The 26,064-nt window shown below is 64.4% G+C and carries 19 protein-coding genes and 1 pseudogene; 8 read left to right on the top strand and 12 right to left on the bottom strand.

All coding sequences use genetic code 11. The features are described from left to right. Positions 1 to 376: pseudogene (locus tag ASG95_RS20620) on the top strand (glycoside hydrolase family 3 protein); the annotation flags it as partial. Positions 377 to 436: 60 nt separating this feature from the next. Here the strand turns inward: ASG95_RS20620 and ASG95_RS20615 are convergent. The 5 genes from ASG95_RS20615 to ASG95_RS20595 all read right to left on the bottom strand — a co-directional run bounded on the left by ASG95_RS20615 (position 437) and on the right by ASG95_RS20595 (position 5,848). Then, positions 437 to 883, bottom strand: coding sequence for an ATP-binding cassette domain-containing protein (locus ASG95_RS20615; protein ID WP_369820408.1), 447 nt, complete (start codon positions 881 to 883; stop codon positions 437 to 439). 37 nt (positions 884 to 920) lie between these two features. Next, positions 921 to 2,057, bottom strand: a complete 1,137-nt coding sequence (locus ASG95_RS20610) for an aldose epimerase family protein (protein ID WP_162259445.1) — start codon at positions 2,055 to 2,057, stop codon at positions 921 to 923. Between the two features lie 32 nt (positions 2,058 to 2,089). Beyond that, positions 2,090 to 3,547 carry a xylulokinase gene (locus ASG95_RS20605; protein ID WP_057379075.1) on the bottom strand — a complete coding sequence of 486 codons (1,458 nt, stop codon included), beginning with the start codon at positions 3,545 to 3,547 and terminating at the stop codon, positions 2,090 to 2,092. 10 nt (positions 3,548 to 3,557) lie between these two features. Beyond that, positions 3,558 to 4,736 carry a xylose isomerase gene (gene xylA, locus ASG95_RS20600; protein ID WP_057379074.1) on the bottom strand — a complete coding sequence of 393 codons (1,179 nt, stop codon included), beginning with the start codon at positions 4,734 to 4,736 and terminating at the stop codon, positions 3,558 to 3,560. Between the two features lie 68 nt (positions 4,737 to 4,804). Next, the gene (locus ASG95_RS20595; RefSeq protein ID WP_235544299.1) at positions 4,805 to 5,848 is read right to left on the bottom strand and encodes a Gfo/Idh/MocA family protein; all 1,044 of its coding nucleotides are present in this window, start codon (positions 5,846 to 5,848) and stop codon (positions 4,805 to 4,807) included. Positions 5,849 to 6,050: 202 nt separating this feature from the next. Here ASG95_RS20595 and ASG95_RS20590 point away from each other — a divergent pair, with 202 nt between their 5' ends. Beyond that, a complete protein-coding gene (locus ASG95_RS20590; protein WP_057379072.1) occupies positions 6,051 to 7,685 on the top strand; it encodes a DUF5597 domain-containing protein in 1,635 nt (544 codons plus the stop codon). A 162-nt stretch (positions 7,686 to 7,847) separates the two neighbouring features. Here the strand turns inward: ASG95_RS20590 and ASG95_RS20585 are convergent, their stop codons facing one another. The 5 genes from ASG95_RS20585 to ASG95_RS20565 all read right to left on the bottom strand — a co-directional run bounded on the left by ASG95_RS20585 (position 7,848) and on the right by ASG95_RS20565 (position 13,459). Beyond that, entirely contained in the window at positions 7,848 to 8,474 is a 627-nt protein-coding gene (locus ASG95_RS20585) for a TetR/AcrR family transcriptional regulator (protein ID WP_057379071.1), read from the bottom strand. Between the two features lie 103 nt (positions 8,475 to 8,577). Then, positions 8,578 to 9,468, bottom strand: coding sequence for a carbohydrate ABC transporter permease (locus ASG95_RS20580; protein WP_200962021.1), 891 nt, complete (start codon positions 9,466 to 9,468; stop codon positions 8,578 to 8,580). After that, the gene (locus ASG95_RS20575; protein WP_057379069.1) at positions 9,468 to 10,394 is read right to left on the bottom strand and encodes a carbohydrate ABC transporter permease; all 927 of its coding nucleotides are present in this window, start codon (positions 10,392 to 10,394) and stop codon (positions 9,468 to 9,470) included. Before ASG95_RS20575 ends, ASG95_RS20580 begins: the two co-directional genes overlap by 1 nt. Before the next feature lie 5 nt (positions 10,395 to 10,399). Then, positions 10,400 to 11,737, bottom strand: a complete 1,338-nt coding sequence (locus tag ASG95_RS20570) for a sugar ABC transporter substrate-binding protein (RefSeq protein ID WP_082593367.1) — start codon at positions 11,735 to 11,737, stop codon at positions 10,400 to 10,402. A gap of 198 nt (positions 11,738 to 11,935) precedes the next feature. Then, complete coding sequence (locus tag ASG95_RS20565) at positions 11,936 to 13,459, bottom strand: GH1 family beta-glucosidase (protein ID WP_200962020.1); 1,524 nt, start codon at positions 13,457 to 13,459, stop codon at positions 11,936 to 11,938. A gap of 237 nt (positions 13,460 to 13,696) precedes the next feature. On the opposite strand from ASG95_RS20565, the gene ASG95_RS20560 reads away from it, so the two are divergent. Next, positions 13,697 to 16,048, top strand: coding sequence for a glycoside hydrolase family 3 N-terminal domain-containing protein (locus tag ASG95_RS20560; protein WP_057379067.1), 2,352 nt, complete (start codon positions 13,697 to 13,699; stop codon positions 16,046 to 16,048). Between the two features lie 65 nt (positions 16,049 to 16,113). On the opposite strand, the gene ASG95_RS20555 is transcribed toward ASG95_RS20560, so the two are convergent. Further along, the gene (locus ASG95_RS20555) at positions 16,114 to 16,746 is read right to left on the bottom strand and encodes a TetR/AcrR family transcriptional regulator (RefSeq protein ID WP_057379066.1); all 633 of its coding nucleotides are present in this window, start codon (positions 16,744 to 16,746) and stop codon (positions 16,114 to 16,116) included. 361 nt (positions 16,747 to 17,107) lie between these two features. Between ASG95_RS20555 and ASG95_RS20550 the strand changes: the two genes are divergently transcribed. From ASG95_RS20550 to ASG95_RS20540, 4 genes are all read left to right on the top strand, one after another. After that, positions 17,108 to 19,012, top strand: a complete 1,905-nt coding sequence (locus ASG95_RS20550) for an alpha-L-rhamnosidase C-terminal domain-containing protein (RefSeq protein WP_057379065.1) — start codon at positions 17,108 to 17,110, stop codon at positions 19,010 to 19,012. A gap of 878 nt (positions 19,013 to 19,890) precedes the next feature. Further along, complete coding sequence (locus ASG95_RS20545) at positions 19,891 to 20,502, top strand: TetR/AcrR family transcriptional regulator (RefSeq protein ID WP_057379064.1); 612 nt, start codon at positions 19,891 to 19,893, stop codon at positions 20,500 to 20,502. A 63-nt stretch (positions 20,503 to 20,565) separates the two neighbouring features. After that, positions 20,566 to 20,742, top strand: coding sequence for a hypothetical protein (locus tag ASG95_RS21540; protein WP_157582514.1), 177 nt, complete (start codon positions 20,566 to 20,568; stop codon positions 20,740 to 20,742). A gap of 6 nt (positions 20,743 to 20,748) precedes the next feature. Beyond that, positions 20,749 to 22,533, top strand: a complete 1,785-nt coding sequence (locus ASG95_RS20540; protein ID WP_057379063.1) for a family 43 glycosylhydrolase — start codon at positions 20,749 to 20,751, stop codon at positions 22,531 to 22,533. Between the two features lie 1,048 nt (positions 22,534 to 23,581). Here the strand turns inward: ASG95_RS20540 and ASG95_RS20535 are convergent. Then, positions 23,582 to 24,712: an endo-1,4-beta-xylanase gene (locus ASG95_RS20535; RefSeq protein ID WP_235544292.1), complete on the bottom strand. Its 1,131-nt coding sequence runs from the start codon at positions 24,710 to 24,712 to the stop codon at positions 23,582 to 23,584. A 513-nt stretch (positions 24,713 to 25,225) separates the two neighbouring features. Between ASG95_RS20535 and ASG95_RS20530 the strand changes: the two genes are divergently transcribed. Continuing rightward, positions 25,226 to 26,029 carry a DeoR/GlpR family DNA-binding transcription regulator gene (locus ASG95_RS20530; protein WP_057379082.1) on the top strand — a complete coding sequence of 268 codons (804 nt, stop codon included), beginning with the start codon at positions 25,226 to 25,228 and terminating at the stop codon, positions 26,027 to 26,029. The last annotated feature ends 35 nt before the right edge of the window (positions 26,030 to 26,064 follow it).

The following is a 26,064-nucleotide window of genomic DNA, read 5'->3' as shown; positions in this document are numbered from 1 at the left end:
TCCTTTCGATCCGCGCGACGACCTCTTCCTGGAGTCCTATTTCCACCAAGGCGGTCTCGAATTCCGCCCAGGGCTCATCTATCGCCTGCAGTCGATCGCTGCCCGCGTCCCAGTCATTATCGACGTCGCGCTTGACCGCGCCGCCGTACTCACACCCATCACGTCCTTCGCCGCTGCAGTCACCGCGACCTTTGGCGTCTCAGATGGGGCACTGATGCGCGCTCTGTGTGGGGAGGTGCCACCCGTTGGGCGCCTACCCATCGCTCTGCCGGTCTCGATGGACGCCGTGCGCCACCTAGCCGAGGATGCGGGCCTCCGGGCCGCCGACACGCTCTACCCGCTCGGGAGCGGACTCGATATCGAACCTGTTCCCTAGGCAGCTCTTCCTCGCCGGTCACCAAAGGATTCTCGTCCCTGGGGCGACCGCGCTCGATGTTCATAAGCCTAAATGGCGTGAGAGGTGCGAGTATCTACCTTTCCGGCTGACCAGGCGCTCGTGGGTTCCCTCTTCGACTAGCCGACCCGCTCCAAGCACGAGGATCCGGTCGGCATCACGAATCGTGGAGAGCCGGTCAGCGACTATCAACGTCGTTCGGCCGGCCATGAGGCGACTTAGTGCCTGGCGAACTTCGTCCGCGGACTGCGGATCGAGAGCACTCGTTGCCTCGTCGAGCAGGAGAGTCTTGGGATCGCGGATCAGTGCTCGGGCGATGGCGAGACGCTGCCGTTGGCCACCCGAGAGCCTGGCTCCGCGCTCGACACCGATCGTGTTCCGGCCGTCGCGCAGCTCTTGGACGAATGCGAGGGCATTCGCGTCCCGCAGAGCCCGTTCCACGGTGGCGTCATCGACATGGTGCATTCCATACGTGACGTTCTCGCGAATAGTGCCATCGTGAAGTACTTGTCCGCCCGCATCATCGTCACGTCACTCGTTGCGTGCCGAATCGCCACGTGATGTTGGAGCTATAGGTCTTCCCCGGGCGCAGGACTGTCGACGGGAATCCTGGCTCGTTGGGGGCGTTAGGAAAACCTTGAGCCTCCAAGGCGATTCCATCGCCCTGCCGGAGCAGCCCTCCGTGCCGACCCCTAAGCGTTCCATCGAAGGAGTTTCCCGTGTAAACCTGTATCGACGGCTGATCCGTGTCGATCTGCACGAAGCGTCCGCTCGGCGGATGCCCCAGGCGCGCCGCTTCGCGCATGCCAGAGCCGCGCAGGACATATGCGTGGTCGATACCCGAAACCCGAACCACTTGAGGATGTTCGGCTCTTACGCGGGGGGCCAAGCGCGCCCCCACTCTGAAGTCGAATGGCGACGCCCCCACATCTTCAACGCTTCCGAGAGGAATGGACTGGTCGTCGACGGGGAGATACCCGTCAGCATTGACGCTCAGGACGTGGTCGTCGATCGTTGCTGAGTTTGGATTGCCCAGGTTGAAGTAGGTGTGCGTGGTCAAGTTGACCACCGTGGCTGAATCACTAACGGCCGACAGCCGGATAGCGACGCTGTTGTCCACCACTTGGTAGCGGACCTTGGCCATTAGCTCCCCTGGAAAGCCCTGGTCGCCATCCAGACTGAGTAGTTCCATCGTCAGGGAATGGGCGTCGTGTTCGAGGACCGTCCAAATGCGTCGGTGGAAGCCATCGACTCCCCCGTGGAGGCAAGTGCCACCTTCGTTGGAGTCCAGGCGGTGCGTGACTCCGTCGAGTGTGAACCGTCCGTGTGCGATGCGGTTCGCAAAGCGGCCAACGATTCCACCCAGGTAAGGGTTGTCGGACGACAGATAGGAGTCGAGTTCCGCGAACCCCAAGGCGACATCCGCGAGCTGGCCGTCACATCCGCGCATGCGCAGCCTCTGCACCGTGGCACCAAAGTCTAAGACTGTCAGCTCCAGCCCTTCCGCTGTGTCGAGGGTGAACGCCGTGACGGCGCGCCCATCCGGTAGCTCGCCGAATTTGCTCTGACCCACTGGTTTAGCCTTCCTCCCCGGCGGTCCCCGCCGTCGATCCGGTGCGAGATGGGCATTGGTACCGGCGGCGCCGGCGCCGATGTAGTTCACCAGCGCCGCCGGGTCTCAGGGTGCTTGAGGGCTCAGGGTGACTCCAGTGACTCCGCGAGACTGTGTGCCGCCTGCCGGTACCGACCTAACAGCGCTGGTGACGGCTCGCCAGCATAGATTTGGCTCCTTCCGGTGCTCCACTCCGGCGGCTCCTGTCCGCCAGACAGCACCCAGGCGGCTTGCTTGGCGGCCCCGTCGGCTACGTACTCCCCCGGGTCCGGCACAACAACGGGAACCCCCAGAATCGAAGGGGCGATCATCCGCACGGCGGTCGACCGGGCAGCTCCTCCTACCAATGTCACGCGCTCTACCGCTACTCCCTGGTGACGAAGGGCTTCGATACCGTCCGCCATGAGGCAGAGCATGCCTTCGACGGCAGCGCGGGCGAGGTTCTCACGGGTCATCGACGCAAGCGTCATGCCGTGGAGAGATCCTGTCGCGGTCGGTAGGTTCGGGGTCCGCTCCCCCTCCAGATATGGCACGTGGACAAGGCCATGCGCTCCTGGCTCAGCGGCCAACGCCAATGCACTCAGCCCGTCGTGGTCGACGCCCAGGACTCTTGCGGTGGCGTCCAGTACCCGTGAGGCGTTGAGCGTGCAGGTGAGCGGAAGGAAATTTCCAGTGGCGTCCGCGAACCCGGCCACCAGGCCCGACTCGTCTGTCGTGCTGTCGGCGGAAACGGCGGCCACGACGCCGGACGTCCCCAAGGAGAGCGACGTCTCGCCCGGCCGAAGGCCCAACCCGAGGGCCGCGCCAGCATTGTCCCCGCATCCGGGACCGAGACGCAGATGCCTAGAACCAAATGCCCGGTCCGCCGTGCCAGCATCGTCGCCAGGCCCAAGCACATTTGGCAGTACCAACTCTCGCGCATTCGTCTCGGACAGTCCCAGCGCAAGGGCAAGCAGGTCGTACCGGTACTCATTCTCGACCGGGTCGAAGTATCCAGTACCTGAGGCGTCAGAACGATCGGTGACCAGGGTGTCGAGCGACGCAGCTCCACCAAGTCGCCACGTGAGCCAGTCGTGAGGAAGCACGATGGCGGCCACTCGACTCGCCTCGTGAGGTTCATGCTCGGCCAACCACCGCAGCTTCGCGACCGTAAGGGCGGCGACGGGGACCGAACCCACTGCCTCACTCCACCGTCGGGCGCCCCGCATGCCATCGCCGTCACCCAGTTCGGCAACAAGGTCCACCGCGGCCCGTGCCGACCGGGTGTCGTTCCACAGGAGGGCAGGACGAATGACAGTGCCGTCCGAGCCGAGGCACACCATTCCGTGCTGCTGTCCGCCCACCGACACGGCCGCGACGTCGTGAAAACCACCCGCCGCTGACACAGCTTCCTTGAGGGATTCCCACCAGCGCTCTGGATCGACCTCGGTACCTTGCGGATGGGGCGCGGCACCATACCGGACGAGCTGCCCCGTGTCAGCATTCCGGATCACAACCTTGCAGGCCTGCGTGGAAGAGTCGATACCAGCGACAAAAGGCATGTTTGTGCGCTCAACCAATCAGGTGCTCGAGAGCCAGCTGTTGCAGGGCCACGAACCCGTAATCCCGCTCCGCGGCCTTGTCGACGTCGAATCCGTCGTCGCTGGAAAGCAAGTCCTGCACGGTCTCGCCCTCAGAGAGAGTCGACTGGGCCAGTTCGAAAACTCCCGCGTAGGTCATGGCCTCTTGGACGCGCGAGTCCGCCCGGAAGGCCTCGGCCTTCTCGGCGAGCATCAGGTAGGTGGACATGCAGGCTCGTGCGGACTCCCACACGCCGTCCATGTACTCGGTGCGCGATGGCTTGTAGTCGAAGTGCCGCGGGCCTGTGTAGCGGGGACCATCGGGGTAGCCCGGGAAGCCGTTCTCGACAAGGTCTACGGTGAAGAAGGCGGACATGAGGTCGCCATGACCGAAGACGAGGTCCTGGTCATACTTCAGCCCGCGTTGTCCGTTGAGGTCGATGTGAAACAGCTTGTTGCTCCACAGCGCTTGGCCCAGGCCGTGCGTGTAGTTCAGGTTGGCCATCTGCTCATGGCCCGTCTCGGGGTTGAGCCCCACGATGTCACCGTGTTCCAGCTCAGCGATCAAAGCCAGGGCGTGGCCGGCGGTAGGCAGGAAGATGTCGCCACGAGGTTCGTTCGGCTTGGGCTCCAACGCAATGCGAAGGTCATACCCCTGAGCCTTGATGTAGGCGGCAACTGTGTCCAGTCCCTCCTTGTACCGCTCCATGGCAGCGAAGACGTCCTTGGACCCGTCATACTCGCTGCCCTCGCGGCCGCCCCACATGACGAACGTGGTGGCACCGAGCTCGGCAGCGAGGTCGACGGCGCGCAGGATCTTGCGCAGCCCGAATCGGCGCACCCCACGATCATTTGACGTCAGGCCACCATCCTTGAACACCGGATGGCTGAACGTATTCGTGGTGACCATCTCGATCACGAGACCAGCCTTGTCGGTGGCTCCCCTGAACCTGTTGACGATCTTCGCAGCTGTAGCCGCGTCCGCGTCGAAGGGGAACACGTCGTTGTCGTGGAACGTGATACCCCATGCGCCCAGTTCGGCGAGCTTCTCGGCATACTCCCATGGGTCGAGCGACGGGCGACTGGCCGAGCCGAACGGGTCAATGCCGGTCCAACCGACGGTCCAGAGGCCGAATGAGAACTTGTCCTGGGCGGTGGGCTGGCGAACCATGTTGCGCTCCTTGAGTGATTGGTTGAGGACCGGGCCTGGTGAGAACGACGGATGAACGGGACTGGTCATCAGGCGTCCTTGCTCTCGCGATCGGAGCCCTGATTTCGGGCGGCGTTGCTCGCGAGGGCGACACGAGCGACATCGATCGTGTGCATCACGTCGACGATCTCTGCATGCGGATGCAAGGGTGACTCGAGCCTGCCCTCGGCCACGTACGAGGCGAATGCCGTGGCCTGCAGCCCTATCCCGCCGTTGGACTGAGCGAGTCGCTCATCGCTGAACACCCCCTGCTCGCCATCCCAGGCCGCGCCGCGGGTCACCGTCACGACAGATGGACCGAAGAACGGGGCATTGATCTTGATTCCGCCCTCGGACCCGCTGACGGCCGCAACAGTGGGGAGCTGCGAGGTGATAGAGGTGGACACGAGCGCGGCCGCGTCCCCCTTGGTAAGCAGGAGATGTGCACGGGCATCGACACCACCGGGACCAAGGGTTCCCGCTACGTCCATTCGATCCGGACTACCGAGAATGGAGGAGGCGAATGAGATCGGGTAGATGCCGGCGTCCAAAAGAGCGCCGCCTCCGAGGTCGGGCGCCCAGAGGCGACTCGAGGGATCGGACGGCGCGACGAATCCGAAATCGGCGGTGACGAGGTGCACGTCGCCGATGATCCCTTCCGCAATCACCCGCCTGATCAGGTCCGACTGCGCGAGATAGCGCGTCCACATTGCTTCCATCACCAGCACACTGGCTGCAACACCGGCTGCGCAGATCTCGTCCGCCTCGTTCGCGCTCATGGCAATGGGCTTTTCGATGAGAACGTGCTTTCCGGCGGCGATAGCCGCGAGAGCCTGCTCCTTGTGGCACGGATGCGGTGTTGCGACGTAGACGACGTCAACTTCAGGGTTGCTCACCAGTGCGTCGACGGTCGGGGCCACGGTCGCGATCCCGAGCTCTGACGCGAAGGCGCGAGTCTTTAGGTCGTCTCGAGCCGTCACGGCGACGACGCGTTGCCGCGTGTTCTGTGCGACTGCGCGCACAAATGAACGGGTGACTCCGGTTCCGATGACTCCCCAGCGCAACGAGGGCCAGACTGAGGGGTCTGGCAGCACAGGGACGGGAAGGGTGAGCGGCACGGTCAGCCTCTGGTGAGCGTAGGTGCGGTCGGAGCAGTCGGACGGTGGCTTCGCTAAGCGGATTGATGCTGAGTTCGTGGCTGATACTACAGCCAAAACTGTACGTCTGCTACATTTTCCAAGGACATGTTCGGCCGCCGACCAATCCCCGAGGCCGGACCGAGAGGAGTCGACGCCCGTGGAAAATCAGGAGACCACCCCGCCCATGGCAGAGCCCGACCCCCCGGTACCTCATCTGGCAACCATCGGCGGGCAACGACGTCTCATCGTTGACGGCAGACCATTCCTGATCTTGGGGGGCGAGCTGCACAACTCCTCGAGCGGCGGCCCACGAGCGATCAATGAAGCATTTGACGCCCTGGCCGGACGCAACTTCAACACCGTCCTGGCGCCGGTCACCTGGGAGACGATCGAGCCATCCGAAGGAGAGTACGACTTCGGACTCGTCGACGAACTGCTCATGTCCGCTCGCCGCTCAGGGCTCCGGCTCATCCCGCTGTGGTTCGGGGCTTGGAAGAATGGCACATCCGCCTACACGCCTTCGTGGATCAAGACCGATCCCGCGCGTTTTCCCCGGACCGAGCTGACGTCCGACGCCCCAGCCCTACAGGTTTCACCTTTCGGAGCAGCCATCCAGGAAGCCGACAGCAAGGCGTTTGCCGCCCTGATGCGCCACCTGCGCACGGCTGATGCGAAGACCAGAACAGTGATCATGGTGCAAGTGGAAAACGAGGTTGGCCTGCTCGGCGATTCTCGCGATCGGAGCCCCTCTGCCGCTCGACACTTCGATGGGGAGGTGCCTCAGGAGGTGTATGGGGCTCTCGAGTCTCATCCTGATCTTCGCCTCGCCTCCTTGTGGGATGAGCGCGGTTGCGAGCGACAGGGAAGCTGGAGCGCCGTATTCGGTGAGTCGACAACCACCGACGAGGCCTTCATGGCCGTCGGCTACGCCCTTCATATCCAAGCCGTCGCTGCCGCTGGAAAGGCGCAGTACCCACTCCCGATGTTCACCAACGCATGGCTGGACAGTGACATCGACGTCCCCGGGCTGCCGCTCACCGGCGGGCAGCAACCAGGTACGTATCCCAGCGGTGGCCCCCTCCCCCACGTCGCCGGACTATGGCGGCAGTTCGCCCCATCGCTGGACCTCATCGTCCCAGACATCTATTTCGGGAGTTTCACAGACATCTGCCGCAATTATTGTGGTGTCGCCGAAGGGCTGTTCATCCCCGAGATGAGGAGGGACGAGCAGGGTGCGGCGGACGTTTTCGTCGCCATCGGGACCCATGGCGCCATAGGAACCTCGCCTTTTGGCGTCGACTCCGTCCACGGGGACGAGGGCAAGGCACTGTCCGACGCGTACGGCCTGCTTGACTGCGTCGCTTCGCTCATCGTCCACCACGAAACAGTCGGCGTGCACTTGGATGACGACCACCCTGAAGCTGAGATGGCCTTCGGCAGCTATGTGCTGACTGCGCGACGTGAGACTGGCCCTGGTGCGTCCGTGCCGGTCAATCGGGGCTACGGCTTGATCATTCAGGTCGAAGCTGACGTCTTCATCGCAGCCGGCCGCGGCCTCCACCTCACCTTTCGGCACCGCGATGGGCAGCATGCGGAGCTTCTTCATACTGAGCAGATCGCAGGGCGATCCCCCAACTATGAGGCCATTCGGGTACTCAACGGCGACGAGACGCTAGGCGGCACGTCAGTCGTTCTCGACTCCCTCTCACCCTCCCCTCCGAATTCATTTCCGATTCCGCGCGCCCGACTAGGCGTTGGACTCGTCCGCTTTCGGCTGCACTCCTTGACCTAGGAGATGCAAAAAGACACTCCTTGACCTAGGAGATGCAAAAAGACGCTGACTACGGTGGGAATGTCGGGAGCGACTCGTCTCCGCAGTTGCGCCCCAACCCCGATCACGGGATTGCGTGAGTGGACGAGGTCTTGCCGGCCTGCAGGGACGGGTCCTCTACAGCTAGCTGTCGATCAAGGCTCCTGGTGACCACGAGGCGAAGAACATGCTCATGGCCTGCTCCATGTCCGTAGACGGATCGATTAGCCATTGGAGCTGGATTCCGTCCCACGCGCCGATGAGTAAGCGACTCAGGACGTGAGGATCACGTGAACGCTGTACACGACCGCGCATTTGGTCAAAGGCAAACGCGCGCGTGAGCGCGTCAACCTTCCTGGTGTACCGATCCACGAACCAGGCATGCGCCGGGTGGCCGGGTGCAGATGATTCTGTTGAAAGTATCGCAAACAGTCTGAGCAACTCGGGCCGACCCAGGTTTGAGCGCACTCGCTGCAAGGTGGCATGGGCGACCCCACGCTCCCTGCAGGCAGAGCCGAAGTCGAACTCCTCGTTGCCGTTCTCAGTGTTGTCCGCCCGTTCGAGCACCGCCTCCAGCAGCTCAAACTTGTGGCCGAAGTGATGAGCGATGCTCGTCAAGCTCAAGTCAAGCTCGGCGGCAATGTCTCGCAGCGACCCCGCGTGGTAGCCGTGAGTGGCGAAAACTGTTGTGGCAGCGTCGAGGATCTCAGTGGAGCGTTGCTCCGACTTGGCGTACCGGCCGCGGACACCGCTGCGGTTTCGCCTGGTCATGACCGCAGCTCAGACTTCTGAGCTGCGCGAGCTTCACCTTTCAGCGCCGAGGGGTTCCTATCACCCGCCGGGCGTTGGTCACAACGGCAGCGGTGGGGCGTCATCAGCCTTTAACCCCCGATCCCAACGAGCTGCGGATGAAGTAGCGCTGGGTGAAGAAGAAGATCAGCAGTACGGGAAGGATGTACAACGTCGCCGCAGCCGCCTGGACGGTAGGTATGACGTTTCCATGCGGATCTTGATACCAAGCCGTGATGGCGACGGACAGAGTCGTGCGGTCCAGATCGAGGAACAGGGCTGGCGCGATGTAGTCGCCCCACACCCAGGTGAAGGACAGCAAAAACGACGTGATGAGCACCGGACGAGAAAGAGGCAGGAAGATCTGGACGAAGATGCGAAGCCACCCGGCCCCGTCGACGATCGCTGCGTCCTCGAGCTCGCGGGGGATCGCGGCAAAGAACTGCCGGAACAGGAAGACCAAGTACGGCGATGCGGCCAGGCCCCAAAGCACCCAAGGCCAATACGTGTTGATGAGGCCGATCCGGGAGAACAGCACGTAGGTCGGAAGAAGCGTCAGAATTTGTGGAATCATCATCGTCGAAATCACGACGAGGAACAGAGCCTTCTTTCCAGGTGCCCTGAACCGGGCGAATCCGAAGCCAACCGCCGCGCTGGACAACGTGATCAGGATAGCGTACGTCAATGCCAAGAACATTGAGTTTCCTGCATAGCCAATGAAATCCATGTCATTGAGCGCGGACGTGAAGTTGTTCCACTGCGCATGCTCGGGGAGAATGGATGGCTGAGACCCCCATTCGGCCGGAGTCTTCAGTGCGGCGAGCACCAGCCAGAGAAATGGACCCACGAAGAAGGCCGAGAATACGAGGATCGCGACGTACGCCCAGACCTGTCGGTCCTTTGGCCTCGGCTTCATGGTCTTGGGCCTGCTGACAACTGTCGTTTTCACACCAGGCCGTCGATCAGTGATTGCCATCACGCAGCCCCTTCCGCCTCGGTGTCAACTTCGTAATAGACCAGGTTTCGGCTGAACCGCATCAGCAGAATGGTGAAACCGAGAACGACGAGGAAGAAGGTCCACAGCATCGCAGACCCGTAGCCGAATCGATTGTTCAGAAAGAACTGTTGATACACCTGAACCATGAATAGGCGATTACTGTCGGGGACTGTCCCGACCCCCGCGATGCCGCTGGCGCTGGTGAGCAGCAGCGGCTGGACGAGCACCTGCAACGCCGCGATGACGCCGGTGATCACCGCAAAGAGCACCACTGGCGAGATCATCGGCACCGTCACGTGACGGAATATTGTCCAGCGACCGGCGCCGTCCAATCTGGCGGCCTCCTCGAGCTCTACGGGGACTCCCTGAAGCGCGGCAAGCATGATGATCATGCCGCCCCCCACGCCCCACAGCATGAGGACGATGAGGGCGTAGAAGGCGGTCGGTCCGCCGAGCCAGTTGATCGGGCCGATCCCGCCGACACCCAAGATGGCATTGAGGATGCCGGAATCCTTGTTGAAGACGAGCTTCCACATGATGGCCATCGCGACCACCGGCACGACTGAGGGCAGGAAGAAGATGGTGCGCCACAATCCCACTGCCCTCAGTCGCCGGTTGATCAGAACGGCCAGGAATAGCGACCCGCCCACGCTGAGCGGCACCACGATCGCGGTAAAGGCAACCGTCCGTATGAGCGCCGCCAGGGCATCGCCGTCATGGAACAACTCCGAGTAGTTGCGCAGACCCACCCATTTCCAGCGCGGCGAGCTCCCATCGAAGTTAGTGAGGCTCACAAGGAACCCGTATGTCATCGGCGCCGCCGTGAGGAGCACGAAACCGATTACCCACGGGGAGACGAACGCATAGAACACCTTCTTCGGGGTTCGAGTCCACTTGCGCGCCATGGTCGTCAGCCGATCTGGTCTTTGCCCTGCTTGAGGGCCTTGTTCAACTCGTCGGTCAGGGCTGCACAGGCGTCCTGGACAGTCATCTTCTTGGTGATCGCAGCCTTGAGGTACTTGTCGATGGTGGTGTTGAGCAGGTCGACCGAGATGTAAGGCGAGTCAGGCAAGGCCACCGCATACTTAAGCTCGTTCTGCGCAGTGGCGTACGCGGCCTTCTGGTACGGCAGCTCCTGCGGCAGCTTGGACATCAGGGAGCTCAGTCCGGGCAGGCCCCATCCGCTAGCGGCTCGCGCCTGAGCAGGCGGTCCCGCCATGTAGTACTCCATGAGCTTCCACGCAGCATCCTTGTTCTTGGCCTTCTTCGGGATCCACCATCCCTGACCGGAGTACGTCGGGTTCGCTCGCGTGTCACCCATGACTGGTGCCGGCGCCATCTTGACGGTCTTCAGGGCATCTTTTGCGGCGAAGTTGCCGCCGAACCAATAGCCGTCCTGGGTGATGGCCATCCTCTTGGCTGCGAACGTGGAGAAGTCCGATCCGTCAGGCAACGGGTTCAGCGACGTCGGTCCGACCCCCGCTTGCGCGAAGTCGACATACCACTGGAAAGCTCGACGAGCCTCCGGAGAGTTGAAGTTGATCTCAGTCAGGTCATCGTTGTAGAGATGCCCACCCTGCTGGAGGATCATCGCCGACATCGGCCCGTACAAGGTCCATGCCCACTCCAGACCCAGACCGTACGTCTTGGTCTTGCCGCCTTCCTTGGCGGTCAGTTGCTTGGCGATCTTCAGGAGATCGTCATATGTCGTTGCCTCGGTCTCGCTGAGGTGGGGAACGTTCGCCTTGTCGAACAAGGCGGTGTTGTACCAGAGGGTGGCATCCTGGCTCCAGTCCTTGACGATGCCGAAGAGTGGACCCTTTCCGCTCTGCTTGCCGTCCCACCGGAAGCTGTTGTTCACCGGCGCGAGGTCGCTCTCCTTGAGAACGGTGCTCTTCTGGAGGTATGGCGTCAGGTCCGTAGCCAGTCCCCGCGCGTTGATGTTTGCGCTGCCCACCGCGCCACCGACGGCGACGTCGGGCGGGTTTCCGGCTGCGAGCATCGTGTTCAGGCGGGTCGCGTCGGTCAGGATGAGCTTGACCGTGATGCCGGGGTTCAGCTTCTCGAACTCGGCGATCTGCTCCTTGCTGAGGTCTTGCGCCCCAGCCATCAACGTGACCGTCGACGAGCCTGCCTGACCGGACTTCCCCGCTCCGCCGCCGCTGCTGGTGCATCCCGCGAGCATGGCTACGGTCGTGGCGCCTGCCATGACGGCGACGAACCCCCGACTCTTCACAGCCCTGTACATGTTGACCTCCTTGTGAACATGGAGGGCGGACCGGTGAGTCGCCCTACCGGAGGAGCGTAGACCCAAATTAGTACGACTGCAACAATTTTGTTCAACCAATTTTGTCGCGTCGTCCGATGCGCACACGTGGAGGCCAGCCGGTTCCGTAGCCCGGGGTCGCAAGGACTGCTCAGACCACTCTTCCGTTCGCGCTGGACGTCACACGGCAGCTGGCCGGCCATCCTCTCGGCCGACCAGCTCCGGAACGGTACGGGTCTCGCAGAACTCGGCCAGCCAGTGGGAACTGAGCTTCGGGATGCGCTCCAGCGTTTCGTAGTCGACCCGAACGATCCCGAAACGGGGACCGTACCCCTCGGCCCACTCGAAGTTGTCCAGCAGCGACCACACGAGGTATCCGACGACGTTCGCCCCTCTTTGCCGGGCACGATGAACAGCAGACGCGTGGTGGATGAGGTAATGCGTCCGGTCAAGATCGAGCACCGCGCGGACGTTGTCCGCCTCGATCTCCACATCGTCGAATGCAGCACCATTCTCCATCACCATGACGGGCAGGTCCGGATACTCCCGAGCGAGGTCCACGAGCAGGTCTTCGAGCCCGCGCGGTTCGATGCCCCAGTCCATCGCTGTCCGATCGAGACCCTCGCGCCGCACGATCTCGATTCGTTCCGAGGCCGGGAACGGCGTTCCGCCGGCGCTCTCGGACCCCGGCACGAAGTCGCGATTCAGGCGCACGTGCATGATCTCGTAGTAGTTGACCCCGAGCAGGTCGATCGGTTGGTGGCAGATGTCGAGATCGCCCGGTGACACAAAGCTCCAGTCGGTGAACGGGCGCATGTCCTCGATCAGGTCTGCGGGGTACTCCCCATGCAACATCGGGCCGGTGAACGCCCGGTTGGCCACGGCGTCCATACGGCGCACGGCCTCAGCGTCGTCCGGGGTCTGCGGCTCGATCCGAAAGATGTTGAGCACCACCGAAACCTGAGCCTCCGGGTTGCTCACGGTCCGGCGTAGCGCCGCCACGGCGAGCCCGTGTGCCAGGTTGAGGTGGTGCACCGCCTTGAGAGCGTCGGAATGCTTCTTCACCCCGGGCGCGAACGCCCCACTGCCGTAACCGGAGTACGAGTTGTTCCAAGGCTCATTGTGCGTTGACCAGATGGCGACGCGATCACCGAGGGCGGCACCAACGATCTCGGCGTACCTCTCGAAGGCGTATGCCGTCTCGCGACCCCGCCAGCCGCCGTAGCGATCTTCCAGCGCTTGAGGGAGGTCCCAGTGGTTGAGGGTCACAATCGGCTTGATGCCGCGGGCGATCAGGCCGTCCACGAGGTCGGAGTAGAAGGCAAGCCCCTCAGGGTTGATGCCCCCTTCGCCTGTTGGCATCACCCGGGACCACGAGATCGAGAATCGGTAGGCGTCGAGGTTCAGCGACGACATGAGATCCAGGTCGGCGCCTACTCGGTGGTAGTGGTCCGCGGCCACGTCCCCAGTCGCTCCGCCGGCGATGTTCCCGGGAGTGTGGCTAAAGGTGTCCCAGATCGACGGACCGCGGCCACCCTCATCAAATGCCCCCTCGATCTGATATGAGGCGGTCGAGGCGCCAACGATGAACGCGGGCGGGAACAGCAGCTCCCCACGCGTGATCCGGTCTTGATAAGGACGGGGTGGCAACGTCTCGAGCTCGGGACGCGCCGGAAGGGTCTCCGTCTGGGGCGGGGTGTTCATCGCTTCCTTCGCGTGTTGATGGCTGCACTGTGGCGGATCCGCATGAGCGACGGCGGCCCGAACAAAATGTAGCACTCGTCCGCATTTCGGGATCGCGAGTCCTCGCTGGCGTTACGATAAATGTAGCATCCGTACGGCTTTCGCCGTCAGGTCGCCCGGACTGCCGCCCGGCTGGATGCCGGATCATCGAGTTGAGCCACCTCGGCAGACCCGTACCACCAGGAAGGACGTTCACCGATGGAGCACCACCCCTACCGTGACCCCTCACTTTCCGTCGAGCTACGAGTCCAGGACTTGCTGGGCAGAATGACCCTCGAGGAGAAGGCGGCTCAGACGGCGGCCCCCTTCGGGGCGGTCGTTGATGTCCACACTCCTCCGGAGACGGGGTGGGGCAGCGCGACCGCTGCACTGTCCACACTCGGGCTGCCACCCCGCGAAGCGGCACGTATGGGCAACGAGCTGCAGCGAAAGCACATCGAGGAAACGCGCCTGGGTATTCCCATTCTCTTGGCGGAGGAGGCCTTGGTCGGTTTCAAGGTGCGCGACGCGACCATGTTTCCGGACGCGATCGCCCAGGCCGCGACCTGGGAGCCCGAGTTGATCGAGGAGATGGCCAACACAGTCGGCGCCCAGATGGCGAGCCTCGGTGTCCGTCAGGCTCTTTCTCCGCTGGCGGACGTGGCGCGGGACCCCCGGTGGGGTCGTGTGGAAGAGACCTATGGCGAGGAACCGTACTTGGTTGGGTCCATGGCCACCGCCTTCGTCCGTGGACTTCAGAACGCCACAGGCAACGCGCCGCTCATCGCCACCCTCAAGCACTTCATCGGCTACAGCGCGAGCGACGGCGGACGGAACACGGAGGCGGCGCAGCTGGGTCAGAACGAGTTGCGAGAAGTGCATGCAACGCCGTTCGAGAGGGCGATCCGCGTAGGAGGCGCGCAGGGTGTGATGCCCTCGTACAACGCCATCGACGGCGTTCCGGTGACAGGCTCGAGGGCCTACCTGACAGGCCTGCTGCGTGATGAACTTGGTTTCGACGGACTGGTGATCTCCGATCTCGCAGCTGTCTCGCAGCTCTTCAGCAAACACGGCACCGCTGAGGACGGCTCCCAGGCACTGGCCCAGGGGATACGAGCCGGAGTGGACCTGAATCTCGAGAACGGGGTCTCGTCGGACCAGATCGCGCAGGCCGTCCGATCGGGCCTACTCGCGGAAGCAGATCTCGACCGTGCCGTGGCCAACGTTCTGCGTGCGAAGTTCGCGATCGGCTTGTTCGAGCACCCCTATGTCGACGTTGACGAGGTGCCGGAGACGCTCGACTCAACGGAAGAGCGCCGGCTCGCGCGCACCATTGCTGAGAAGTCAGTTGTGCTCCTGCAGAACGACTTCGTCGACGGCGCACCGCTTCTTCCTCTGACAAACACCCCCCGTACGATCGCGGTGATCGGCCCGAACGCCGATCGGCCGATGGGTCAGCTGCCCAACTACAGCTATCAGGTGCTCGACAGCATCACAAAGCGGTTCGCCCTTGCTGCAGACCCGCAAGCGCGGATGGAGGACCCCAGCACTGCTGGCGCAGACGATGCGCAACTTCTCATCGAGTCCGTTCCGATCGTCACATTCGTCGAGGGCATCCGGCGACGGGCCGGCGACGACTCGACGGTGCTCTACCAGCGCGGCTGTCCTGTAGCCACGGAAGACCGGTCCGGGTTCGAGGCAGCCGTGAGGGATGCACGCGCCGCCGATGTCGCAGTGGTCGTCGTGGGTGATCAGGCCGGAATCAACTCACTCGGTACCGTTGGAGAGGGCCTTGACAGCACCGATTGCGAGCTCCCAGGCGTGCAGCGAGAACTGGTAGAGGCCGTCGTTGCGACCGGCACCCCGACGGTCGTCGTGCTCAGTCACGGTCGCCCGTATGTCCTGGGCTGGATGGCTGAGCAGGTGCCAGCGGTCCTGACTGCCTTCTTCGGCGGGGAAGAGGCTGGAAATGCAGTTGCATCCGTCCTCTTCGGAGACGTCAACCCAGCCGGACGGTTGCCGATCGCACTGCTCAGCTCGGTTGGGGCAGCGCCAATTCCATACTGGCGAACGCTGCAGCCTGAGGCATACGTCGACGGCTCGACTGCGTCGGTCTTCCCCTTCGGTCACGGATTGAGCTACACGCGCTTCGACTACCGTGACCTGGTCGTGGCCTCGGCTGACGTGCCGACGGACGGAGTGGTACGGCTTTCATTTACCGTCGCCAACACCGGTGAGCGCGCCGGTGACGAAGTGATTCAGGTGTACGGTCACGACGTCGCGGCGCGCACGGTCCGCCGGGGCCGGGTGCTGGTCGCCTTCCGTCGCCTCAGACTCGAACCCGGTGCGGCCGCAAGAGTGAGCGCCGATGTGCCGGCGAGCATGTTTGCACTGTGGGATGGCTCGAACGGTTGGGTCGTTGAACCAGGGGCCATCCAGTTCTTCGTCGGAGCCTCCTCGGCCGACATCCGGCTTCAAACCGCCGTGACCCTGACAGGGCAGGAGCACCTTCCGGGGGCCGATCGTGCCTTGGAGAGCCCTGTCACGATTGAGCAAGGCGAGTTCAGGTAGGCGCCTTCCGAGGCGATGTGTGCGCTGCGGCAGTTCGACAAGGCTCGACAACGACTCGGCGTCATTCAGGACTCTGCGGTCATGGCCTCGGGTATGCACCACATGAAGAATGCCTGCATAGCGCTCTCCATGTCGGCCGAAGGGTCGATGAGCCACTGCAGTTGGATCCCATCCCACGTGCCGATCAGCAACCTGCTGAGCAACTGGGGATCACGCGCACGGTCGATTCGCCCCTTCGACTGGTCGTAGGTGAATGCCGCGGCGAGCGACTCGACGTGACTTCGGTAGCGACCGATGAACCATTCGTGGGCGGGATGGTCGGGTGCGGACGACTCTGCCGCCAGGATCGCCAGGAGTCGGAGCAGCTCCGGGCGTTCGAGGTTGGACCGTACCCGCGACATCGTGGCCAGCGCGACCCCGCGCTCAGTGCAGTCGGCATCGAAGTCGAAGTCGGCGAATCCCGTGCCGACAGTCTCGTCGGCCCGCTCGAGGACAGCTTCGAGGAGCGCGAACTTGCTGCCGAAATGGTGGACGATGCTCGTCAAGCTCAAGTCGAGCTGACGTGCAATGTCCCGCAGGGACCCACCGTGGTAGCCGTTGGTCGCGAAGACTGTCGTAGCGGCCTGGATGATCTCCTTGGACCGTTGAGCGGACTTGGCGTACGGGCCCCGAACGCGGGGCGATTTCGTCGCAGTCATGTCAACGACGATAGTCGGCGGATCGCAGCCCGGGTGGTGTCACGAGGAAGTTGAAGGCGGCGGCGGTCAGCACGTGATCGTCAGGGCGCGGTCAGCCGTCTAACGGCCTTGCTGGAAATCGAGCAGGAAGTAGAACGGGTTGGCCGGCTCATCTTTGGTGCGCCCTTAGCCGAAAGCGACCGCAGTAGTCATCGCGCGAGCCGCGTTCGTAGCCGAGGCCTTCGGCGACCCGGCGGTCGTCAAGGGAGGCAGAGAACCACGAAGACGTGCAATCAAAACCCTTCACTTGACAGGTAATTGGCACTACGTTCCCTCCATGGCCCGCCTTCTCCCCCAGCTCCTGGTGTTCTCTCTCGCATCTGTGGTCGCCGCCTCAGGTCCGGCCCTGGGGGTCACGCCCGATGGTCACGGCGACTGGAGGACGTTCATCGAAGCGCCCGCGACCCGCGACCTCTCCCCGACCGGTGTGGTGTCAACCAGCGGAAACGTCCGGAACGCCACAGCCCTGACCACCGCGGACGATACCGACTCGATCACGCTGAGCTACGCCGAGGGCGGGCCCGCGCCGGTCATCGTCCTGGACTACGGAAAAAACGTCGGCGGGACGACCTCGTTCGACGTGGTGTCGAAGTCCGGTCTGCCGACGCTGCGTTCGTCGTACAGCGAAACACTGAAGAACCTCAGCGAGACCGGCGACTACACCAACCAATTCAGCCCGACGACCCTTCGCTACGACACCTTCCCGGTCACCAGGGTCGGGACGATTCAGGGCTCCGGGATCCAGGGTGCCGAGCGGTACCAGATGATCACCCTGCTGACCCCGGGAAGCGTGACGCTGAGTCGCGTCCGGATCCACTTCACCGGGGAACTCGGGACCGCCGATACCCTGCGCGGCCATTTCCTGTCCAGTGACGACACCCTCAACCGAGCGTGGTACGCCAGCGTGTATACCGTCAATCTGAACCAGATGATGCCGGGCGGGAGCAATGGTCCACTTCACCTGCTCCTCGACGGCGCCAAGCGCGACCGGTCGGTGTGGAGCGGCGACATCTTGGCTAGTGGCCCCACGGTGTACGCCGCCCTAGACCCGGTCTACGTGCGTGACTCCATCCAACTACTGGGCGAGCACCCGGCGACCGTGGCCGACTACCTTTTGCCGGCTGTCGGCACAAGCGCAGTCCCGGGCCCGATGCCGGGTGTCTGCCAACCCAACGTGGAGACCCCGGCCTGCATGACCTTCTCGATGTCCTACTCGACGGTGTTCGTGCCGGTACTCGCCGACTACGTCCGGTACACCGGCGACATGACGTTCGCCGCCGAGCAGTGGGCCAACGTCGTCCGCGTTCTCGCCTGGACCGGGCAGCAGCGCGACGCCAAGGGCCTGATCACCACCACCTCGACCAACGGCAAGGACTGGAAGGTCGACGACCACACCGGCGAGGCCACCTGGAACAACCTGATCTACTACGCGGCGCTCACCGACGGGGCGGAACTCGCGTCAGCGCTGGGTCGCGACGCAGCGGCATCCGCCTGGCGGACCCAAGCCGCGGCCCTGCGCACCGCGATCAACACCCACCTGTGGAACCCGACAACCGGGGTCTACGACATCAGCGATAGCAGCAACGGAGCCATCGCCCAAGACGCGAACACCTTCGCGGCGCTCACCGGCGTCGCCGACCCGGTCCGGTCAACACAAATCCTCGGCGTTCTCGACAAGCGCCTGCAGCATGCGCGCGGGCATCTCGCGTACGCCGAGCCCGCGCCAGCGGGAGAGGGGCAACAGCTCTCAACGATGATGTCTGGCTGGGAGGTCATGGCCGATCTCGACGCCGGCCGGACGACCGCGGCTCTGGACCTGATCCGCCGCGAGTGGGGATACATGCTGCGCCAGGACCCCGGCGGCACCACGTGGGAGAACATCCCGATGACCGGCGACCTCGACGGCGCCCACAGCGCCGCCCATTCGTGGGGCAGTCTGCCGGCTGCAGCGCTGTCCCGCTACGTGCTCGGCATTCGCCCCACCACCCCGGGCTTCGACACCTTCGTCGTCGCGCCGCAGCCGGGTGACCTGAGCTGGGCCGCGGGGGACGTGCCGACCCCTTACGGCCCGGTCAGCATCAACTGGAGTCAAGGGGCGGGCTGCCGCTACACCGTCGACGTGACCGTGCCGCCCGGCACCACAGCGACCGTGTCCATCCCCGGGGGCAAGACGATCTCCGGAGTGACGCCAGGCGACCACCGATATATGGGGCAGCCGGCCTGCTGATCACCGGACAGGGAACGCCCCGGCAGCCATCGAGGACGAAGGCGAGGACGTCGTGGTCGAGACCGAGCCACCCCCGCGCGGCCAGCGCCGCACGGCCCGCGCGGCATCGGACTCGCGCTGAACCCGACCTCGACCTTCGTTCTCGGCATTGACGTCAGGTCCCGGACCTTCCGACTATGGTCACCGACGCCTTGCATCGCGAGGTCGGGCACGCCGAGGACCGCCTCGCCCCAACCACACTTGAGAAGGATCCGCCACCGATCCCATCGCTCGCGGGACGGGCCCTCAAGCAGGCGGGCGCCCGCACCACCAACGCGGGGCCCGCATGGCGACGCGCGGTCATCGTCGTCCGCTCCTTTCCCCGCAGCGCTGCCATGGTGGATCCGATCCGCGAGGGGCTCGAACGTGGCGCCATTCCGGACACCATAGGGCCGCCTCGAGGTCATCCTGGGCGAACTCGGCGACCGTCCGAGGTCCGCTGAGCCGTGGCACTCGCCCGGGGAGGAGGGAGGGGTGGCCGCGGGTGCACCGGCCGGCGAGGTTACTAAGTCTGCCGTTCCGGCCATGATCTTGCCGGTCGTGGGTCCTCGCCCCTCGCTTCGTACTAGTCGGCCGATGAGGCGGGTAGCGCCGAGGAGTCCAAGAAGGTCGGACCGGTATTGGCGGCCATGAAGGTCCTGCCTATGGCCACGAACTGGTCCGCCTCATCACGACTGACCAGACATGACCCCGGTGGTGAGCAAGGCCGACCTCGCCGCGAGTTCTGGCCTGGCCAGCGTCGTCGGCGGTGCTCACGCCCTATTCCGCAAGCCTGCCAGAGCCATGGATTCAGTTCTTGCTTTCTCGCGTCCGTCACTCTCTGCGCTACCGTGTCGGCCGTGTCGTCACGTACGGGAGCCCGGGGCCCCTACCGCAAAGGGATCGAGCGACGTCGGGAGATCATCGCCGCCGCGGCCGAGTTGTTCGCCGAAGACGGCTACAAGAACTCCTCGGTGCGCGAGCTCGCCCGCCGGCTCGGGCTGACTCAGGCCGGCGTTCTGCACCACTTCTCCGACAAGGAGGAGTTGCTTGTGGAGGTGCTCGAGCTGCGCGACACCTCGGTCTCGGAGTACCTCGCCGCCCTACCGGACACCGATCTTCCTTCACGATCGCGCGCTGTCGGCCGCTACTCGGCCCAACATGAGGGCCTGACCTCACTGTTCATCATGCTTTCGGCCGAGGCGATCGACAGCGACCATCCGGCACACGACTACTTCACCGAGCACTACCGCGCCACGGCGGACGTCGCCAACCGACTGCCTGAGACCGACTTCCCCGATCCACACGACGGCGTCATCAGCGCCGATCTAATTGCCACGCTTGAGCGTGCCGTCCAGGACGGGCTGCAACTCCAGCGCCGCTACCGCGAGGACTTGGACGCCGAGGCGGCCCTTGACGCGTTCTGGCATCTGGTGGCGGCCGCACGCCACGCCTGGGTGATCCAAGATTGACCCGCCGGCAATTAACCTTTCAGGTGATAGGTTTTTGAATGTTCGCCGTCGAAAGGTCATCCCATGTCCCCTGAGGGGTTCACTGCCGGGGACGTTTCCCTACCCTTCGACTTCCTCCTGCGGGCGGTCACCGCGGCCTACCAGGACTTCCAGACCCTCGACCGGCTGCCGAGGCTGAGATCCCACTGGGTCGCCGAATCCTGCGCCAACCGTCGAGTCGCACTGCGCCCCGAGAGCTGAGCGGCAATGTGCGCCATCGTCTGCAACCCCGTCGACCTCCCCTACCGCTACCAGGACGTGCGCTCCGGTTCACCGGTGGAGGACACCGGCCTCCCGGCCATGACTCGGTCTGTCTACCGGGAGGGCGCGGACCCGTCCGTCGTTCTCTTCCGCGGCCGCTTCTTCATGTTCGTCTCCATGTCGCGCGGATTCTGGCACTCAGTCGATCTGGTCACCTGGGAGTACTTCCCCACCGACAAGCTGCCGGCGCTGGACTACGCGCCGGACGTGCGCGAGGTGGATGGCGCGCTCTTCATCTCAGCCTCGCGCCGCGACGATCCCTGCCCCTTCTTCCGCAGCACCGACCCGCTGGCCGACGACTTCGAGGAGGTGACGCCCGGGACGTTTCCGTTCTGGGATCCCAACCTCTTCTGCGATCACGACGGCCGCACCTATCTCTACTGGGGATGCGACAACATCACTCCCATCTTCGGTGTCGAGCTGGATCCAGCGACCTTCGAGGCGCGCACGGAGCCCGTGGCGCTCGTCTGGGCGGACACGTCCACTCACGGCTGGGAGCAGACCGGCGAGGACCGCGTGATCGGGGAGCCGAGCAACCAGTTCGAGCGGATCACACGCGATCGTTACGGCACCGACCCGTTCGTCGAGGGTGCGTGGATGACCCACCACGAGGGGCGCTACTACCTGCAGTACGCCGCCCCCGGGACCGAGTTCAACACCTACGCCGACGGCTACTACACGTCGGCCTCGCCGCTCGGCCCGTTCAGCTACGACCCGCACAGCCCGTTCTCCCTCAAGCCGGGTGGCTTCATCACTGGCGCCGGCCACGGGAGCACCTTCCAGGATCGCCACGGCAACTGGTGGCACGCCGCCACGATGCGGATCTCGATGAACCATCCCTTCGAGCGCCGCGTGGGCATCTTCCCCGCAGGGTTCGACAACGACGGGGTGCTCTTTTGCAACCAAAGCTTCGCCGATTACCCTATGGTCGTCCCCGACCGGAAGTTCGATCCGTGGACCGAGGCCAGTCCGCGCTGGATGCTGCTCTCCTTCAGGGCGGACGCGACCGCCTCCTCGTCCCTCGAGGGCCACGGCCCGAAGCTCGCGGTGAACGAGGACGCCCGCTCGTGGTGGGTCGCGGATGGTCCCGGCGAGGGCCAGTGGCTCCAGGTCGACCTCGGAGAGACGAAGATCGCATACGCCGTACAGATCAACCTCGCCGACCAGGCGCTCGGCGACCTGGCACCGGGCTGCGCCGACCTCGGTCCGGTGAGCGCGGAGGTGCGGGGGATCTACCCGGACTTCGAGCCGGCGATCGTCGACCTCGAGCTGTCCTTCGACGGGTCGACCTGGACCCGCGTTCACGACCCGCGAGGCGACGACCGGGACGCTCCCCACCGATTCGTAACTCTGGCCGAGCCGATGCGGGTGCGGCACGTCCGGATCACCGCGCGGCGGCTCCCGTTCGACGGCCCGTTCGCGGTCAGCGGGCTGCGCGTCTTCGGCGTCGGCAACGGGGTTGGCCCCGCCGCTGCCACGGTCTGCGCCACCCGGTCGGGCCCCACCACCGCAACGCTCGAGTGGGACGCGGTCGCCGGCGCCCACGGCTACAACGTGCGCTACGGCCTGGCGCCGACCAAGCTCTACAACAGCTGGATGGTGTACGACGAGACGCGGCTCGACCTGCGTAGCCTCAACGCGGGCTCGGACTACTGGGTCGCCGTCGACGCTTTCAACGAGAACGGCGTGACAGCGGGCGAGCCTCGGCAGGTGATCTGCCCGCACTCCTGAAGCACCCATGGACCTCTCGGGAATCCCGGGAGAGGCCCCTCGTGTCTGTGTCAGGGGGGCGGGTTGCGTCACGGGGCCGGTTCCCGCACCCGATGTCGAACGCGTGCACATCCGAGAGGTCGATGCTCACGTAGATGACCCGGCAACCATTGTCATGACACGACGGCATCGATGCAGACGACCGCCTCCTCGGTCGCACCGGTCCGTGGAGTCGCAGACACCAGCCGAGGAGTCGACCGGAGCGAGTTGCTCGGGTGCCATCGATGAGGAGGCCGGCTGACCCGGCCGGCGCACCGAGACAACCAGGACCGCTGATCGGCCGCCATCCCAACCGCCCATTAGCCAGTAGCCACCGGACTCGTATCGGAGGACCCCTCCGGTCGCGGAACTCCTTGCCCCCGAGGTCGACGACGGGGTCGCCGGGGTGACGATTCCAGGTGCGCCCGCAATAAAAACTGAACGCCACCATCTCCGCCTGGACGTCAGCGGCCGGGCCGACCGGGGCGCAGCGGCCGACCAGGCCCGCACGCGTGGGTTCCCCAGTTCGGTGTTGTCCTGGCCACGACGCTGCCTGAGAAGACGTGCTGGCCCTCCAGACGCGGGAAGACAGTCACGCACCGCCGTCACTGGCCCTGCCCTGTTCGCCCGTGGCCTAGGGTTCGAGACTCAGCCCCAGTGCCAAGAGCGAAGCCGGTCGTCGCCCTCAGCAACCGGGCCGCGGCGTCGCTCGCGCATGTATCGCGCGTCCAGATGTGGGCGAAATCGGTGCCGATGACGAGTGTCATGGTTCCTGCGAGAACCACCCACGCGTGGCTGAACGCCTCCCGACCCACCCCTACAAGCACCGTGTGCAAGCGTCTCGCCCGGGTCGCCGTATCCATCCAACGGACTGAGGCGCCGTACCCTCTCACCGCTCAACAAGGACGGGGACACCTGCCCCCCGGGCCGGCGGGAACCGGGTGTGGGGGGCAGTCCCCGGTCTTCGCAGAGCACTGCCACGCGCGGGATGGTAGGCCCTATGTCCGAGGGGCGGGTGACTCCAAGGGACTCATGGGGAGGCCTGCACCTTGCGGCCGTATGCCCGCAGGGCGTCGCGCACGGCGAAGTACGCCGGCTTGGGGTTGTAGTTCTCGTCGAAGAGGCACGGCTTTGCTCCCGGGAGCCACGTGTAGAGGTGCTTGTCCGTGAAGCCCCACGTGCTGATGTCACGGATCCCGGCGTTGAGGGCCTCGGTAACCACGTCACCGTAGATCTGCGCCTGGGTCACCGGGTCGAGGGTGTGCACGTCCAGCTCGGAGATCGACACCGCGAGCCCCTTGGCGTGGAAGTGGTCGGCCATTTCGATGATCACACCGGCCGGCGGCCCTTGAAGGGTCTCGTGCATCTGGAGTGCGACACCGTCGATCGGGACCTCGTCGGCGACGAGCCCATCGACTAGGTCGTAGAACTCCTTACGCTTTTCGGGGTAGGACTCGACAAGGTTCTCATTAACGTAGAGCTTCGCGGTCGGGTCCGCCCGGTGGGCGATCCGAAACGCCTCGGCGATGTAACCAGGGCCGAGGGCGTTGTAGAAGTCGGTGTGCTGGAGACCTTGGCCGCCCATCGTGGAGAGGGGCTCGACCACGACGTCCCAGCGGTCCATCTTGCCCTTGTAGCGCTTCATGATCGTGGTGATGTGCTTGGTCATCAGCGCCCGGAACGCCGCGGGGTCATTCACCTTGTCCACAAGGTACTGCGGGTCGCAGCAGGTGGTGATCAAGGCGTGGCCCTTTACCTGCATGCCCTGCTCCTGGGCGAACTTAACCAGGCGGTCAGGGCCGGTAAAGTCGAAGACGCCCTGCTGCGGCTCGACAAATCGGTACTTCATCTCGTTCTCGGAATGGACGCTGTCAAACTGCTCGGCCAGCACGCGGGCGAAGTCGGGGTCGGTCAGGTAGTTCGGCGGGCGACCGTCGTCAATTGAGTCCGATGCCTTGATGGCGCCGGAGCCGAACAGGATGCCGATCTTCGCCGCCTCCTCACGCAGCGATCCGATGTCGGAGTCACTGCCGACCGTCACCACGGGGTCGGAGGTGATCGGGTCGGTGACGGTGGAGCCGGAGGCCGGCTGGGTCGCGAAGGTCGACAGCGTCAACCCCATCATCGCCGCCAGGACCGCCTTTGTTCGTCCTATCTTCATGCCTGCATGTCCCTTCGATCGTCGGATGCTCGACACGAGCCACAGCCCAGATATGCCGGAATAACTCAGTACCCAGTAAAAACTTGTCGGGCGATAGGTATTCATCCTCGCAAGCTCCATGGCGACCTTCTCGCGCTCGACGAAGCTCCTCCGACACGTCGCTGACTTGCGGGCGGTTCGGTCCGCGGCTGGGGGCCTACCTGTGCCATGTGGAAGTCGGCAGCCTGTCGGGGGATCCAAAGCCGTATCCACGGAGCAGCAGAAGCACCCGCGTTGCCGCAACAGAGGTACGAGAAATCTCCAGTATGTCGAGCGCCGCCTGGGCGCGGAACAGTCCCTAGATCTAAACCAGTACATCTGCTATATTTTTGTCCTTACGTCACCGAGCCCCAGACTCGACGAGCCAGAGGAGGTCGCCGGAATGCGCGATCAGGTGAACTGCGAGCACGAGCTCAGCGATTGTGCCCCCGCGCTGCCGTGCGCGTCCGGGTCCAGCTGAAAGGGTCTGGTTTCGTGCTGGCCACCCAGCGTCGCGCCCGCATCTTGGATTTGGTGGAGCGCAGCGGCGGTATGAGGGTGACGGACATCGTCTGCACCGTAGGCGTCTCGGAAATCACGGTCAGACGAGACATCCGCCATTTGTCAGCACTGGGAGGGCTGAAACGAGTCCACGGAGGTGCGATGCCCGTGGGGGAAGCCCGGGCGTCAGCCAGGAGGCTTCACGCGGGGTCCTCTCTCAGAATCGAGGAAAAGCGCGCCATCGCCGAGGCCGCCGCGCGGGCGGTGAGGCCGGGCGCGTCGATCGGCATAGGCGCGGGAACTACGTGCTACGAGTTAGCCAAGGCAATTCGCGACGTGCCGGATCTCACGGTAGTGACAAATTCTCTTCCCGTTGCCCAGCTGTTGCACCAGCGCGCAAATCCAAGGCAAGAACTGGTGATCACCGGCGGCGTCGGGATCCGTGGTGATGCGCTCGGTGGTGCCATCGCCGTGGCGGCGGTGCGCTCCCTGCGTATCGATCTTCTCTTCCTCGGCGCCGATGGGGTGGACGTCCACGCCGGGCTCACCACCAACGACGTGGTCGAAGCCGAGACGAACCGGGCGTTTGTTGCCAGCGCGCGACGGACGCATGCTCTCGTCGACCATTCCAAGCTCGGCGTCGTCGGTCTCAGCACCTTCATGTCGCTAAGCGAGCTCAACTCGCTAGTCACAGACGACGGCCTCACCAGCGTGACGCGAGCCGCCCTGACCCAAGTGGTCTGCGATCTCCAGGTTGTCTCAACCCGAGAACCGGCAGCGCGCGGCCCAGCGCGATGAGAGTGGCCCTCTTCGGGCCCCGATGATTGGACTGG

Origin of the sequence: Phycicoccus sp. Soil803, assembly GCF_001429685.1 — a bacterium.
Taxonomy (GTDB): domain Bacteria; phylum Actinomycetota; class Actinomycetes; order Actinomycetales; family Dermatophilaceae; genus Pedococcus.
Note: the sequence above shows the minus strand (reverse complement) of the source record. Positions and strands in the feature narration are given on the sequence as shown.